This window comes from Xanthomonas euvesicatoria pv. euvesicatoria, from assembly GCF_020880415.1.
GTDB classification, from domain to species: domain Bacteria; phylum Pseudomonadota; class Gammaproteobacteria; order Xanthomonadales; family Xanthomonadaceae; genus Xanthomonas; species Xanthomonas euvesicatoria.
The window spans coordinates 164,207-178,512 of sequence record NZ_JAJIUJ010000103.1; the positions used below are offsets into that span (position 1 = coordinate 164,207).

Sequence of the window (14,306 nt, forward strand, 5' to 3'; positions counted from 1 at the left end):
TGGCGGCCTCTGCCGTCGGCAAGGCGACGCCTTCGCAACGTTGCGGCACCGGCCCGGCGATTGTCCGCCGGCCACGTGCCGTGGCACATTGGCGGCATGCCCAGCCTGATTCTTTTCATGATCGCCGGCGCCGCGCTGTTCGCGTTCTGGAACTCCTCGCGCGCGGCTGCCGAACGCGCCGACATTCTTGGCCGCAATGCCTGCCGCGCGGCCGACGTGCAATGGCTGGACCAGAGCGTGCATTCCACCAATATCCGCGTGTGCAGGATGCCCAGCGGCTGGCTGGGCTTCGAGCGCACCTTCCGCTTCGACTATTCCTACGACGGCGTGGATCGCCATAGCGGCAAGCTGGTGCTGCGCGGCGATCAACTGATTGCCTTCACCGGGCCGCAGGTCGCTACCGTCAGGGCATTGCACCCGGAGCATGAGCGTCTGGAGTGAGGCGCGCAGCTGCGGGTCACCCGCACGCTGACACCTGACATACCTGCAGCTTCACCTGTCTGGGTTACAGTGATTGGCCGGCCAGCTTCCCTCTGGATTCCAGCAATCATCGAGCTGTTGCTGCGCGCTTTCGCCGTCTGTGCACGCGGCTGGCCATTGCATCAGTCGGCGGCACTCCACACAGCCGGCCACTTCATTCCAAAGACGTCGAATCCGCGGGAACGGGCTCGTAGCCATTGTCCCTGCCGCTCAGCCAGCACAATTGCAGCTTGCCCTCTCGACGCAGCTGCGCCTGGGCGAACAGCCACAGCGGATCCAGCAGGTCGGCATCCTTCAATAGACGCGACTTGCCGGCAATTTCCATGCTGAGAAAATGCGCCTCACGCGGCGTGTCGATGTAGCTGCGCGCAATCAGACAACGCTCGCCATCCACGAAGCGATAGATGTCGTACTCGTACGCGTCGTCGAGTGCGCCGGACGGATCCGGCGCGCTGCAATCGACATGACGGGTGCGCTCTACGTGCAATCGAACCCTCCACTTGGCGAGTCTGCAGGTCATACGCTTGCCGCTTTCAGCGCAGCCAACAGAACCTGGGACGCCGTCACCGGTAGCCGTGGACGGCACGCAGGAACTTCAGCTTACACGTGGTCCCTGCTGATTCCGCGCACCGGCCTGCACTCGCCTTGCGGCGGCGCAGGCGTGTGGTGTGCTGTCCTTACTTCACCACGCGAAGATGCGGGCGCTTGCCACCGCTGGACGGTTCGTCCGGCGTCGGCGCACTCGGTGGGGGCGAGCCCGGATCCGGCGGCTCGCTGTTGGTGCCGGGGATGTCGTCCGGCAGCGCCATGCCCTGCCCGGTTTCGCGCGCATAGACCGCCAGTACGGCGGCCATCGGCACCATCACCGGGTGGCTCACGCCACCGAAGCGCGCGGTAAAGCTCACGCTTTCGTTGTCCACCTGCAGGCCGACCACGGCACGCTCGGCGATATTCAACACGACGCGACCGTCCTTGACGGCACTGGCAGGCACCTGCACACCGGGCAGGCCGGCATCCACCAAAACGTGCGGCGTCATGCCGTTGTCGTTGATCCATTCGACCAAGGCCCGCAACAGGTACGGGCGATGGCTGGTCATGCGGGGGAAATCTTCGCTCATTGCGTCATTTTACCCGCACATGGCCCGTCGCGGCGGCCACGCGATCGGAAGTCGGTCTGTTGGCATACAGCCGTCGCATCAGCCCGGCAGATCGCGCAGCTTCTTTTCCTGATCGGTCAGGCTGCGGATAAAGCCCGGGTTGCGGAAGATCCGGTTGCCGTAATCCTCGATCGCCTTACCGTCCTTGGGCAGGCTGATTTCCAACGCGTCCAGTCGCCAGATGATCGGCGCCATCGCGCAATCGGCCAGACTCATTTCCGGATTGAGGAAGAATTTGCTGGCCTTGAACAACGGCACCGAGGCGGTAAGCAGTTCTTTCAGACGCTTGCGGCCGGCCTCGGCCTGCGTCTTGTTGCCGAGCTGGATCGCCTGCACTTGCGGCACCCAGTCATGCTCGATGCGCAACATCGCCAGGCGCAGACGCGCGCGCGAAAGCGGGTCGACCGGCATCAGCGGCGGATGCGGATAGCGCTCGTCCAGGTATTCGCTGACCACCGAGGCGGCGTACAGCACCAGGTCGCGTTCGACCAGCGTCGGCACCGAATGATAGGGATTGAGATCGATCAGATCTTCGGGAGGATTTTGCGGGTCGACCGGCACCAGGTCGTAGGTCACCCCTTTCGCCGCCAGGACCAGACGGACCCGGTGGCACAACACGTCGTCGTTGGACGAAAACAAAGTCAAGGTATTCCGCATACGCACACTCGTCGCCATTCAAGGCTCTCCGACGACCGGAATCCGCCGGCCGCATCGGCGCGGCCGGCCCAACGCCGACAGTCACCACGGTCTATCGAGTGTGCAATCACGTCACGCAAAAGCCAAGAGTGATAGGGCTTATTAATGTTCCGATAAGCCAGCTGCTGCGCTGCTCCCGCGGGACCGCAGGAGATGTGGGCGCTGCAACCCTGTTGCAGGGATCTACGCTGACGGCCCCGATCGACATGCTGTTCGCTTGCCAACCATCAGCCCGCCCCCTCTCCGCACGGGAGGTGGGGGCTAGCGCTTTCTGTTGGGAGCGCCCGCAAGGCTCGGCGACAAATAGAGGTATCCCAAGCACCTGCGATACCTGCCTGCCCTGCACTGCATTGTTCGCTCCCGCAGCCGATGACGGCCTACGCAGCGTTCAGTGCACGTCCTTCCAGTATTCCTTCTTCAACAAATAAGCGATGAAGGTGAGCAGCGCCAGGAACAGGACCACCCATACGCCCATGCTTTGGCGCTTCAATGCGGCCGGCTCGCCGGCATACTCGAGGAAGTTGGCGATATCGCGCACGGTCTGGTCGAATTCCACCGGTGTTTGACGCCCTGGCTGCCCAAGCTTCAATGCCTCTACCGGCTTGTCGCCGGTGGCCTTGTCGGCCGGGCCGAATTGCGCCTGCTGCAGGCCTTGCAACTCCCATAGCGGGTTGGGCATGGAGGCGTTCGGAAACAGCTTGTTGTTCCAGCCCAGCGGGCGTGTCTGGTCCAGATAGAACGACTTGAGATAGGTGTAGACCCAGTCCGTACCGCGCACGCGTGCAATCAAGGTCAGATCCGGCGGCGCCTTGCCGAACCACTTGGTCGCCGCGTCGTGCGGCATGGTGCCTTCGATATGTTCGCCGACTTTGGCGCCGGTGAAGTTGAGATTGGTCATGACCTCCTCTTCGCTCAGGCCCAAATCGCTGGCCATGCGCGAATAGCGCAGGTACTTCAACGAATGGCAGCCGGAGCAGTAGTTCATGAACAACTGCGCACCACGTTGCAGCGATGCGCGATCGCTCAGGTCATTACCTGCTTGCGGCACCGCCCCGCCTTCGGCCGCCATTGCACCACCAGCGATTACCAGGCCGCAGAGCAAGGCGACCACGCGCGACTTCCGTGACGTCACGTTGGAATTAGTCATGGGTCGTCACCCGCTCCGGAACCGGCTTGGTCTTGTCCAGCCGCGTCCACACCGGCATGGTGATGAAGAAGGCGAAGTACAGGAAGGTCAGCACGCGCCCGACATAGGTCTCGTGCGCGTCCGTGCCGGGGCCGGAACCGATCACGCCCAGCCAGACGAAGCACACCACCAGCACGCCCAACGCCAGCTTGGAAATCCAGCCGCGGTAGCGCACCGAGCGCACCCTGGCGCGATCCAGCCAGGGCACCAGGAACAGGATCGCGATGGCCGAGAACATCACCAGCACCCCGCCCAGCTTGTTGGGCACCACGCGCAACATGGCGTAGTACGGCGTGTAGTACCACACCGGCTTGATGTGCTCCGGCGTCACCAGCCGGTTGGCTTCGGTGAAGTTGTCGTGCTCCAGGAACAGGCCGCCGAACGCCGGCGCGAAGAAGATGATGAAGGCAGCGATCAACAGCAGGAATCCAACGCCGACCAGGTCCTTGACCGTGTAATACGGATGAAACGGAATGCCGTCGGCCGGCTTGTGCGCATCCCAGCGATTGCCCTTTGGACCTTTCTTGATGTCCACCCCGTCCGGGTTATTGGAACCCACTTCGTGCAGCGCACCGATGTGCAGCACGATCAACAGCAGCAACACCAATGGCAGTGCGATCACGTGCAAGGCGAAGAAGCGATTGAGCGTGGCATCGCCGGGCAGGTAGTCGCCCATGATCCATTCGGTCAGCCCATTGCCGATCACCGGAATGGCGCCAAACAGCGAGATGATCACCTTCGCGCCCCAGAACGACATCTGCCCCCACGGCAACACGTAGCCCATGAAGGCTTCGGCCATCAGCACCAGGTAGATCAGCATGCCGAGAATCCACACCAGCTCGCGCGGCTTCTGGTAACTGCCGTACATCAAGCCGCGGAACATGTGCAGATACACCACGATGAAGAACAGCGAGGCACCGGTGCTGTGCATGTAGCGGATCAGCCAGCCCCACTCCACGTCGCGCATGATGTATTCGATCGAAGCGAATGCATCGGCGGCGCTGGTCTTGTAGTGCATCGTCAGGAAGATGCCGGTGACGATCTGGTTGACCAGCACCACGATGGCCAGCGAGCCAAAGTAGTACCAGAGGTTGAAGTTCTTCGGCGCGTAGTACTCGCTGATGTGCTTGCGGTACATGGGCATCAGCCCGGGCGCGCGCTCGTTGACCCAATCGAACACGCCGTTGGCGGTACGGACCAGAACATTGCTCATCAGGCAGCCCCCGTGGTTTTGGCCGACGCACCGGCATCGTCAGGATCGACGCCGATCACCAAGGTGTTGTCGTCCACGTAGTGGTGTGGGGGCACCAGCAGATTGATCGGTGCCGGCACGCCGTCGAAGACGCGGCCGGACATGTCGAAGCGCGACTTGTGGCAAGGGCAGAAGTAACCGCCCTTCCACTGCGGGTCGTAAGGCTCGGGGCGGATTTCGGCGACCATCTCCGGCGAACAACCCAGATGCGTACAAAGCCCCACCAGCACCGAAATGTCGGACTTGATCGAGCGATATTCCGGGTTTTTCAGCACGTACTCCGGCTGCTGATCCTTGTTCTCGGACTTGGGGTCCTTGAGCCGGTCGTCCAGCGACGGGAGTGCGTCGAGCATGGCCTTGGAGCGCTTGACGATCCAGATTGGCTGACCGCGCCATTCAAGGACCATGCGCTGGCCTTCCTGCAAGGCGCTGATGTCGGCGGTGACCGGTGCGCCAGCCAACTTGGCACGCGCACTGGGATTCCACGACTTCACGAACGGAACTGCAACGAATCCTGCTCCGACCGCACCGACCACGGCCGTTGTCGCGGTTAAAAACCGACGACGCCCGATATCAGCAGGTGCGTTAACCCCATCGTTGGCCATCCGGCTCTCCGATCTTGATTAGGTAGCGTGAGGCTGCCAACGGCTGGCGGGGGGTCCAGCCGCGATGAATCGACCGCAGTGTAGCGGAACGCTTAATGCACAGACAACGCAATGTACGCAGTCGGCCCTATGCGATGCAACGGCCCATGCAAGCGGCAGCCGCTCCGATGGAGTTCAACGCGCGTGGGAGACGGATGGCTGTGACGTAGTGCCCTTGCGTGGGCTGCAACGGCAATGCGCGCGTGCGGTGGATGCGTGGATATGGTGCAAGCGCAGCAATACGCTCGTTCGCGACTGGCTATGGGCGCTGCAACCGATGTTGCGGAGACCGAAGCACTTGCCCCACCGCACTCGGCGCAGCGCCGTGGCAAAGATTCCCAAGAGCAGCGACCAAGACGTCAAGGAGGGGGCCGGGAATGGATCGCGCAGACGCCGCGCTGCTTATGACATGCCAGGAGCACCGGCCGCGCCCGCCGGGCGGCTGCGCGGTCGTTTTGCCAGCCGCTTCAGTTGGCTGCTGTGGCCTGGCCACGATAGCGGCCGGCCAATACGCCCACGCGTTGCACGTAGCGCTGGGTTTCGCTATACGGCGGTACGCCGCCGTAACGGTCGACTGCGCCCTCGCCGGCGTTGTAGCCGGCAGCGGCCAGGGTGAGGTCGCCATTGAAGCGTTTCAGCAGCCAGGACAGATACTGCACGCCGCCACGAATATTTTGCGTTGCATCATAGGCATCGCTGACGCCGAAGCGGCGCGCGGTGCCCGGCATCAACTGCATCAGGCCTTGCGCGCCGGCACGGCTGAGCGCGAGCGGGTTGTAGGCCGACTCGGCGTGGATGATCGCGCGCACGATCGATTCTTCCACCCCGAACTCGCGCGCCGCCGCTGCGATTTCCTGCTGATAGGCGTTGGTGTTGAGCCGGATCGCACCAAAATTGACCCCGGGCTTGGCACCGCAGGCGTAGCAGGTTTCGATAAAGCTGTAATGGATGGTGCGCAGGCCTTCGATGCTGGCGACCTGGCGCGGCCGGGCGCTGGTGTAGTGGCGCACGCCGTCCTTCATATAAGAGTACACCTGCCCGCTGACGACCCGGCGCGGATTGGTTGCTGCTGCCGCTGGCGGTGTGACGACCGAGACGGACGACTCCGGCAAGGCACGCGGAGCCGGCGCCGAAGCGACCTCGGCAGCGTGCCGCGGCGGCTGGCTGACTGGCTGGCTGATAATGGTGGCCGGCGCGCCGCTGTCGACATTGGCCATGCGGGGCGCGGGGCTGACGGCCAGACGCCCGGCCGAGGGAGATGACGGCAGGCGGCGGGCCGCACGATCGGGGGTATAGCTGCTGATGACGCTGCAGGTGGAGCCGCTCTGACGCTTGCTCAGGTAACTGGTGATACCGTCAGCGCCGACGCACTTGTACAGCGTGCCGGCGCTGACCGGCGCAGCCGACAACGTGACGAGCATCAGCCCCAGCAATCTTGACATCCCCTTCATGTGCGGAGTGTCCCAGCTTGCCCAGGGCTTGCCAAGTGTCGGCCAGCGTCTGGAGCAGCCCGCAAGGTGCCCGCGCCGCGGCCAGGCGTGCGGGACCGGTGCTCGAAATCCTCAAATACCCATCCCGCACTCCCGATGACGCGTTCGCCGCCGCCCACCTGACGACCACGCGCGATGGCCTGTTGGCCGCCTCACTGGGGCAGCCGGTCCAGCTGCGTGCGCAACGTGTCCAGCGCCTGCGTCAAGGTGTGGCGGGCTTGGGCCGGCGCAATCGCGTCGAACGGCAGGTCCAGCAACAACAGGTTGGCCGCCAGCGCAGGCATGCTCGGGGCGCCAAGACCCAGCCAGCAATGTGCGGGACCATCGGCCTGCAAGGCACCCAGCCAGGGCGGGATGCGCGCTGCCAATGCCTCGACCGTGCCGGCCAGACGCACCCGCGCCCGGCACGGAAACGGCGCTTCGCCGATCGCCTTGCGCAATAGCTGTAGCGGCTCTTCGGGCAATGCGCGGGGGGCGAACCGCGCGCCGGTGGCGACCGCCTGATCGATCCGGTCCGCGCGCAGGCTGCGCCAGTCCTGGCGTTCGCAGTCCCAGACCAACAGGTACCAGCGCCGCCCGTAGTTCACCAGCAGCGCCGGCTCGACGCTGCGGGTGATGGCCGTACCCGAATGGCGCCGATAGTCCAGCCGCAGCGTGGCCCGGTCGCGGCAGGCGGCAGCCAACTGGGCAAGCAGGCCCGCATCGACCAGCGATTCCGTTTCGGAAGCCGGCATGCTGGCCATGGCGGCATGCGCGGCACTGGCGCGCTGGCCGCTGCGGCGCGGCAGCAGGGGATCCAGCTTGGCCATCAGGCGTGCCGCCGCGGCGTCCATCCCGCGCACCGCTGGCGCGGCGGCGCGCAAAGCGACCGCCACGGTCAGCGCCTCGTCTTCTTCCAACAACAGCGGCAATGCCGCACCGCCCTGCCCCAGCCGGTAGCCGCCGCCGCTGCCGGGCGCTGCATGCACCGGATAACCCGCTTCGCGCAGGCGCTCGATATCGCGCCGCAGGCTGCGCGGATGGATGTCCAAACGTTCTGCCAGCGCCACACCGGACCAACTCCGGCCACCTTGCAGCAGGGAAAGCAGACGCAACAGGCGAGCAGCGGTGGAAGCCATCGCGCCACCGTATTGCGGACAGAAACTGTCCGCAAGTGGTCCGTAAGATCGCGATACCCGCCATCCCCACTCGCATCGCCGCCGCAGCCACCCTGGAGACCGCAATGTCCGACGACCGCCACGTCACCCTGTTCCACAACCCCCGCTCTCGCTCGCGGGGGGTCCTGGTCTTGCTGGAAGAATTGGGCGCACGCTACAGCCTGCAGCCCATCGATCTGGAAAAGGAGCAGCAGCGCATGCCGGAATTCCTTGCGATCAACCCGATGGGCAAGATACCGACCATCGTCCACGGCACCAGCGTGGTCACCGAGCAGGGCGCCATCTATCAGTACCTGGCCGAGCTATATCCGGAAGCCGGCCTGTCACCGGCGCCGGGCGATGCCGATCGTGGCGCCTACCTGCGCTGGCTTGCGTTCTACGGCTCGGCCTTCGAACCGGCGATCATCGATCTTGCGCTCAAGCGTAGCGCCCCGCCGCGCTCGCTCTCGCCTTATGCCGACGCCGACACGGTGCTGCAGGTGGTTGATGCGCAGCTGGCCAAGGGCGATTACCTGCTGGGCGAGCGCTGCAGTGCGGCCGATGTGCTGTGGGGCGGCGCCTTGGCGTGGATGGTGGAGTTTGGCCTGATCGACCCGCCCGCCCCGACCCGCGCCTATATCGCCCGGATGGCCGCGCGCCCGGCAGTGGCGCGCGCCGAAGCCGTCGACGCCGGGCGTGCGGCCGCGGACGGCGCCAGCGCAAGCGGGTAAACTGCGCGGCTCTCTTCTACCCGCCTGGAATAAGCGCCATGCCCGGGACACCCGTTTCCGACCTGTCCGCGGCCGCTGCCGTGGACGCACCCGCCCTGTTGCCCTTGCCCGTCGCGCGCCCATCGGCGCCTGCCGTGGTACGCGGCAAGCTCTATATCAAGACCCACGGATGCCAGATGAACGAGTACGACTCGGCCAAGATGGCCGACGTGCTTGCCGCTTCCGAAGGCCTGGAGCTGACCGACAACCCCGAGGAAGCGGATGTGGTGCTGGTCAACACCTGTTCCATTCGCGAAAAAGCCCAGGAAAAGGTCTTCAGCCAGCTGGGTCGCTGGAAGGCGCTCAAGGCCGGCGGCAAGCCGGTGATCATCGGCGTCGGCGGCTGCGTGGCGTCGCAGGAAGGCGAAGCCATCGTCAAGCGTGCGCCCTACGTGGACCTGGTGTTCGGCCCGCAGACCCTGCACCGGCTGCCGGAACTGATTCGCGCGCGACGCGAATCGGGCAAGTCGCAGGTGGACATCAGCTTCCCGGAAATCGAGAAGTTCGACCGTCTGCCCGAGCCGCGTGCCGAAGGTCCGTCGGCCTTCGTCTCGATCATGGAAGGCTGCTCCAAATACTGCTCGTTCTGCGTGGTGCCCTACACCCGTGGCGAAGAAGTCAGCCGGCCGTTCGAGGACGTGCTGGTGGAAGTGGCGCAATTGGCGGCGCAAGGCGTGCGCGAGATCAACCTGCTCGGCCAGAACGTCAACGCGTACCGCGGTGCGTATGGCGCCGATGCCGGCGACGCCGCGCAGTACGCCGATCTGGGCCTGCTGATCCGCACCATCGCGCAGATCGAAGGCATCGGCCGTATCCGCTTCACCACGTCGCATCCGCTGGAGTTTTCCGATTCGCTGGTGGATGCCTACCGCGATGTACCGCAGCTGGCCAACTACCTGCACCTGCCGGTGCAGGCCGGCAGCGACCGCATCCTGTCGGCGATGAAGCGTGGCTACACCGCGCTGGAATTCAAGTCGAAGATCCGCAAGCTGCGCGCAGTGCGCCCGGACATCTCGATCAGTTCGGACTTCATCGTCGGCTTCCCTGGCGAGACCGAAGCGGACTTCGAAAAGACCATGAAGCTGATCGAGGACGTGGGCTTCGACCAGAGCTTTTCGTTCGTGTATTCGCGCCGTCCCGGCACCCCGGCATCGGACCTGCAGGACGACACGCCGGAGGCGGTGAAGCAGGCGCGTCTTGCGCGTCTGCAGGCGCATATCAACGCGCACGCGGCGAGCATTTCGCAATCGATGGTGGGCAGCGTGCAACGCGTGCTGGTGGAAGGCCCCTCGCGGCGCGACCCGAACGAACTGACCGGCAAGAGCGAGAACATGCGCCCGGTGAATTTCCCAGGCAACCCGCGTTTGATCGGACAGTTCGTCGATGTGTTGATCACCGAGGCGATGAGCAATTCGCTGCGTGGCCGGATTCAACTGGACGACAGCGCACAGTGATGGCGCGCGGGCGCTGCGCAATGCGGCGCCCCTTCAAGCAAGGCGACCACGCGCCGAAGCGTCTCGCGGGAAATGGTCAAAATTTCACCACACATCCGTAGCGCCTTGCAGCGCAAGGCCTCGTCTTACTTACCCACAGGCTTTGCCGAATTCGATCCACATCCTGTGTGGACAACCCTGTCGGTACTGGCGTTTTTTTCGCCACCAACCCGGCAAACCTTGCGCCAGTAAGCGCGGCGAGTTTTATCCACAGGTTAGTGATGCGTGACTCCACAGCGGTTGTGGAAAACCTGCATGCCTGTGCGGACCGGCGCGTCGCCGAGGTGCCGCGCCGCCCGCTGTGTTGGTGGGATCACATGCCGCGCGCTACCCTTTCGCTCCCGCCCTACCGACGCGCACCCAGGTGCGCCGTCCGATCCAACCATGAACGCACCCGCACATCGCGATTTCACCCTGGAACCCGAGGACATCGAGCGCCTGGCCAATCTGGCCGGTCCGTTCGATGCGCATCTTCGCCAGATCGAACTCAAGCTTGGCGTCGAGATCGCCAACCGTGGCAACGTCTTCCGGGTGACCGGACCGGAGCCGGCCATCGCCGCCGCCCAGTCGCTGTTGACCGCGTTGTACGACGAGGCCGCAATCACCACGTTCGACACGCACGCAATCCATCTGCGGCTCAACGATGCCAACCTTGAGCATGTGGCCGAGCGCGCATACCAGGCCCAGGATGTGGCGATCAAGGTCAAGCGCGGCACCGTGCGTGGCCGTGGCGCCAACCAGGCCAAATACCTACACGCGATCGCCACCCACGACATCAATTTCGGTATCGGCCCGGCCGGCACCGGCAAGACCTTCCTGGCGGTAGCAAGCGCGGTTGAAGCACTCAACGAGTCGCGGGTGCAGCGGTTGATCCTGGTGCGCCCGGCAGTGGAAGCCGGCGAAAAACTCGGCTTTCTTCCGGGCGATCTCAGCCAGAAGGTCGACCCGTACCTGCGCCCGCTCTACGATGCGCTGTACGAAATGCTCGGCGTGGAAAAAGTGGTCAAGTTGCTGGAGCGCAACGTCATCGAAATCGCGCCGCTGGCCTATATGCGCGGTCGCACGCTCAACGATGCATATGTGATTCTGGACGAAGCCCAGAACACCACCATCGAACAGATGAAGATGTTTCTGACCCGCCTGGGCTTCGGCTCCACGGCGGTGGTCACCGGCGACCTCACCCAGATCGATCTGCCCAAGCACGTCAAATCCGGCCTGCGCGATGCGATCGAAGTGCTGCGCGATGTGGAAGGCACCAGTTTCACCTTCTTCGAAGCGCGCGACGTGGTGCGTCACCCATTGGTGCAGCGCATTGTCACCGCCTACGACAAGCGCGATAACGCGCTGCAGCCTCCTGCGGCCGACTGACCGTGCAAGGCCGCGCCCTACTGTTGGGAGTCTGGTTGGCGCTGGCTTGCCATGAACCTGCGCATGCGCAGGCACGCCAGCAGGCCGACACGACCACGCACGTCATGTTGCGGCAGCAACTTGCCGCGTCCTGTGTCTCGGTGGCCGCTGGGCAAGCGACCATCCTGCTGGATCGGGCCGAACTGGAACACCTGGCAGTGGCGAAGGCTGCAGCCGGTGCGGGGGTTGACGAGGATGCGCAGCGACAAGCGCTGCTTGCCGGCACGCGAGCGCAGGCGCTACTTGCCTCTACCGGCAAAGCGCACGACCGCTTCGGCTGCGCGGTGGCTCAAGATGACAAGGAAAGCGCCGACACGCGCTATCTGGTAGGTCGCCTGCTGGAGCGCGGCCAAGCCGCAATCTGGACACAATCGCCACCAGGTTTCGCGCCGGCCCTGGAAGTCAACCGGGTCGATCCGCATTGCCAGAACGGGCCGATGGGCAGTGCGTTTTATCGTGTTGCCAACGGTGGCGCGCTTGTCATGGTGCTGGTCGAGTGCGTTCGCTGATCCCGGACCGGCGGGCCAAGCACGCACACGCAGGCGTCGCCGCAAGACGCTACTCGGGCGATACTGTCACCTCTGTCTGATCTGAATGCTGGTGTTCCCATGACCAAGGGCCCTGTCCGCCTAGACGTTGCCGTCAGCTATGCGCTGCCGCGCGCCGGCCTGCCGTCGGCGGTGAGTTTTCGCAAGTGGGTGGCCGCGGCGTTGAAGGGACGCATCCGCGAGGCCGATCTGGCAGTGCGCGTGGTCGACGAGAAGGAAGGCTGCTCGCTCAATCACCATTACCGCGGCAAGGATTACGCCACCAACGTGCTGAGCTTCCCTGCCGAACTGCCGGAAGGCCTGCCCAAGGGCATCAAGATGCCGCTGCTGGGCGATCTGGTGATCTGCGCACCGGTGGTGGCGCGCGAGGCCGCAGAGCAAGGCAAATTGCTGGCTGCGCACTATGCGCACCTGACCGTGCATGGCACCTTGCACCTGCTTGGCTGGGATCACGAAGACGACAAGGAGGCCGAGGCGATGGAGCAACTGGAGCGCGAGATCCTGGCCGACCTCGGCATCGACGACCCTTACGCAGGAGAACACTGATGCGTTTTTGCATTGCCGGCGCCCTGCTGCTGTTGAGCGCGCCCGGCGCCTGGGCGCAGACCGCGCCGGTGCGCCCGGACCTTGCCGCCTTGATCGAATGCCGCCAGCGCATCGGCGATTTCAGCGCGTTGGCGCCGGTACTGGCCGACCCGCTCAAGGCGGTGGCGCTGGGCTGGACGCCGCTGGACCAGTCCAACCTGTTCATGACCGAGTACACGCTCAACACGCCCATTCGCGTGTTCGGCCACAGTACCAATCACATCGCGTTTTCCGGCGCCAGCATCATGGCGATCCTGGACCTGCCCGACCCGCGCCCGCTCGCCAAGCAGCTGGATCTGGAACTGGGCGTGGATAACGCCGAGAAGGTCATGTACGGGCGCGAGCTGGTCAGCGAAGACACAACCAATCCCAAGACCGGCGAGGCGATGATCGAATCGGTCGTGCTGAGCGTGACCAACGTCAAATCGCACCCGGGCAAGACCGTGGTCGGCTGCGGCTACAGCCTGGATCTGCCCTGAGACCGGCCAGGTAACGGCGCATCCACAGCGCCTTGCCGGCTTCCTGCTAGACTGATGGCTAACGCCTGGTTTGCCGGGTGCCCTTCCCCGTCACGATGTCCGAAGACGACAGTAGCCAATCCCCAGAAACACCGGAAAAACGCCGTAGCTGGCTCGAGCGCCTCAGCGCTGCCTTCTCCGGCGAACCCCACACCCGCGACGAACTCGTCGCCTTGCTGCGGACCGCCGAACAGGACGGTCTCATCGCCGCAGACACCTTGCGCATGATGGAAGGCGCGATCTCCGTGTCCGAGCTCACCGTGGGCGATGTGATGATCTCGCGCTCGCAGATGGTCTCGCTGCCGGTGGAGGCGCGTTTCATCGACCTGATGAAGCAGGTGGTCGAATCGGGCCATTCGCGCTTCCCGGTCCACGGCGAGAACAAGGACGAAGTGCTCGGCATCCTGCTGGCCAAGGACCTGTTGCGCGGCGTGGTGGCCGACAACGGCCCGGGCAACGTGCGCGAACTGCTGCGCCCGGCAGTGCTGATCCCTGAGTCGAAGAAGCTCAACGTCCTGCTCAAGGAATTTCGCCTCTCGCGCAACCACATGGCGATCGTGGTGGACGAATACGGCGGTGTTGCCGGGCTGGTCACCATCGAGGACGTGCTGGAGCAGATCGTCGGCGAGATCGACGACGAGCACGACGATGCCGAAGAAGAGAATTCGCTCATTGCGATCCAGGCCGATGGGCGCTATGTGGTCGATGCGCTGACGCCGATCGAAGACTTCAACGAACGCTTTGGCGCCGAGTTCCCCGACGACGAGTACGACACCGTGGGTGGGCTGGTCACCGATGCGATCGGGCACCTGCCCGAAACCGGCGAAGAGTTGACGCTGGGGCGCTTTGCATTCCGCGTGGCCAAGGCCGATGCGCGGCGCGTGCATGCCTTCCACGTCACCATTCTGCCGCCCGATCCGCAGGACGACGCTTGAACCTGTCGC

Annotated in this window: 16 protein-coding genes; 8 read left to right on the plus strand and 8 right to left on the minus strand. The window is 64.5% G+C overall.

The window, feature by feature from the left end:
- Positions 1–60 precede the first annotated feature (60 nt).
- Positions 61–441, plus strand: a complete 381-nt coding sequence (locus LN450_RS17215; protein WP_008571309.1) for a DUF3301 domain-containing protein — start codon at positions 61–63, stop codon at positions 439–441.
- A 193-nt stretch (positions 442–634) separates the two neighbouring features.
- Here the strand turns inward: LN450_RS17215 and LN450_RS17220 are convergent, their stop codons facing one another.
- From LN450_RS17220 to LN450_RS17255, 8 genes are all read right to left on the minus strand, one after another.
- Positions 635–967, minus strand: coding sequence for a hypothetical protein (locus LN450_RS17220; RefSeq protein ID WP_008571310.1), 333 nt, complete (start codon positions 965–967; stop codon positions 635–637).
- Between the two features lie 190 nt (positions 968–1,157).
- Positions 1,158–1,598, minus strand: a complete 441-nt coding sequence (locus tag LN450_RS17225) for a ClpXP protease specificity-enhancing factor (protein ID WP_008571311.1) — start codon at positions 1,596–1,598, stop codon at positions 1,158–1,160.
- 78 nt (positions 1,599–1,676) lie between these two features.
- Entirely contained in the window at positions 1,677–2,312 is a 636-nt protein-coding gene (locus LN450_RS17230; protein WP_005915265.1) for a glutathione S-transferase N-terminal domain-containing protein, read from the minus strand.
- Positions 2,313–2,721: 409 nt separating this feature from the next.
- Positions 2,722–3,480, minus strand: a complete 759-nt coding sequence (locus LN450_RS17235; protein ID WP_011347773.1) for a cytochrome c1 — start codon at positions 3,478–3,480, stop codon at positions 2,722–2,724.
- Complete coding sequence (locus LN450_RS17240; RefSeq protein WP_008571315.1) at positions 3,473–4,732, minus strand: cytochrome b; 1,260 nt, start codon at positions 4,730–4,732, stop codon at positions 3,473–3,475. The genes LN450_RS17235 and LN450_RS17240 overlap by 8 nt, the downstream gene beginning before the upstream one ends.
- Entirely contained in the window at positions 4,732–5,376 is a 645-nt protein-coding gene (petA, locus tag LN450_RS17245) for a ubiquinol-cytochrome c reductase iron-sulfur subunit (protein ID WP_011347774.1), read from the minus strand. Before petA ends, LN450_RS17240 begins: the two co-directional genes overlap by 1 nt.
- 506 nt (positions 5,377–5,882) lie before the next feature.
- Positions 5,883–6,866, minus strand: coding sequence for a lytic transglycosylase domain-containing protein (locus LN450_RS17250; protein WP_011347775.1), 984 nt, complete (start codon positions 6,864–6,866; stop codon positions 5,883–5,885).
- 191 nt (positions 6,867–7,057) lie between these two features.
- Entirely contained in the window at positions 7,058–8,023 is a 966-nt protein-coding gene (locus LN450_RS17255; protein WP_039418055.1) for a helix-turn-helix transcriptional regulator, read from the minus strand.
- 104 nt (positions 8,024–8,127) lie between these two features.
- Between LN450_RS17255 and LN450_RS17260 the strand changes: the two genes are divergently transcribed.
- From LN450_RS17260 to LN450_RS17290, 7 genes are all read left to right on the plus strand, one after another.
- A complete protein-coding gene (locus LN450_RS17260; RefSeq protein WP_011347777.1) occupies positions 8,128–8,772 on the plus strand; it encodes a glutathione S-transferase family protein in 645 nt (214 codons plus the stop codon).
- 38 nt (positions 8,773–8,810) lie between these two features.
- Positions 8,811–10,265, plus strand: coding sequence for a tRNA (N6-isopentenyl adenosine(37)-C2)-methylthiotransferase MiaB (gene miaB / locus LN450_RS17265; RefSeq protein WP_011347778.1), 1,455 nt, complete (start codon positions 8,811–8,813; stop codon positions 10,263–10,265).
- Positions 10,266–10,688: 423 nt separating this feature from the next.
- The gene (locus LN450_RS17270; protein ID WP_011347780.1) at positions 10,689–11,672 is read left to right on the plus strand and encodes a PhoH family protein; all 984 of its coding nucleotides are present in this window, start codon (positions 10,689–10,691) and stop codon (positions 11,670–11,672) included.
- 2 nt (positions 11,673–11,674) lie between these two features.
- The gene (locus LN450_RS17275; RefSeq protein WP_031423083.1) at positions 11,675–12,220 is read left to right on the plus strand and encodes a hypothetical protein; all 546 of its coding nucleotides are present in this window, start codon (positions 11,675–11,677) and stop codon (positions 12,218–12,220) included.
- Positions 12,221–12,319: 99 nt separating this feature from the next.
- The gene (gene ybeY / locus LN450_RS17280) at positions 12,320–12,805 is read left to right on the plus strand and encodes an rRNA maturation RNase YbeY (protein WP_008571323.1); all 486 of its coding nucleotides are present in this window, start codon (positions 12,320–12,322) and stop codon (positions 12,803–12,805) included.
- Positions 12,805–13,323: a hypothetical protein gene (locus tag LN450_RS17285; protein ID WP_011347782.1), complete on the plus strand. Its 519-nt coding sequence runs from the start codon at positions 12,805–12,807 to the stop codon at positions 13,321–13,323. The genes ybeY and LN450_RS17285 overlap by 1 nt, the downstream gene beginning before the upstream one ends.
- Before the next feature lie 95 nt (positions 13,324–13,418).
- Positions 13,419–14,297, plus strand: coding sequence for a CorC family transporter (locus tag LN450_RS17290; protein WP_008571326.1), 879 nt, complete (start codon positions 13,419–13,421; stop codon positions 14,295–14,297).
- Positions 14,298–14,306: the final 9 nt, after the last annotated feature.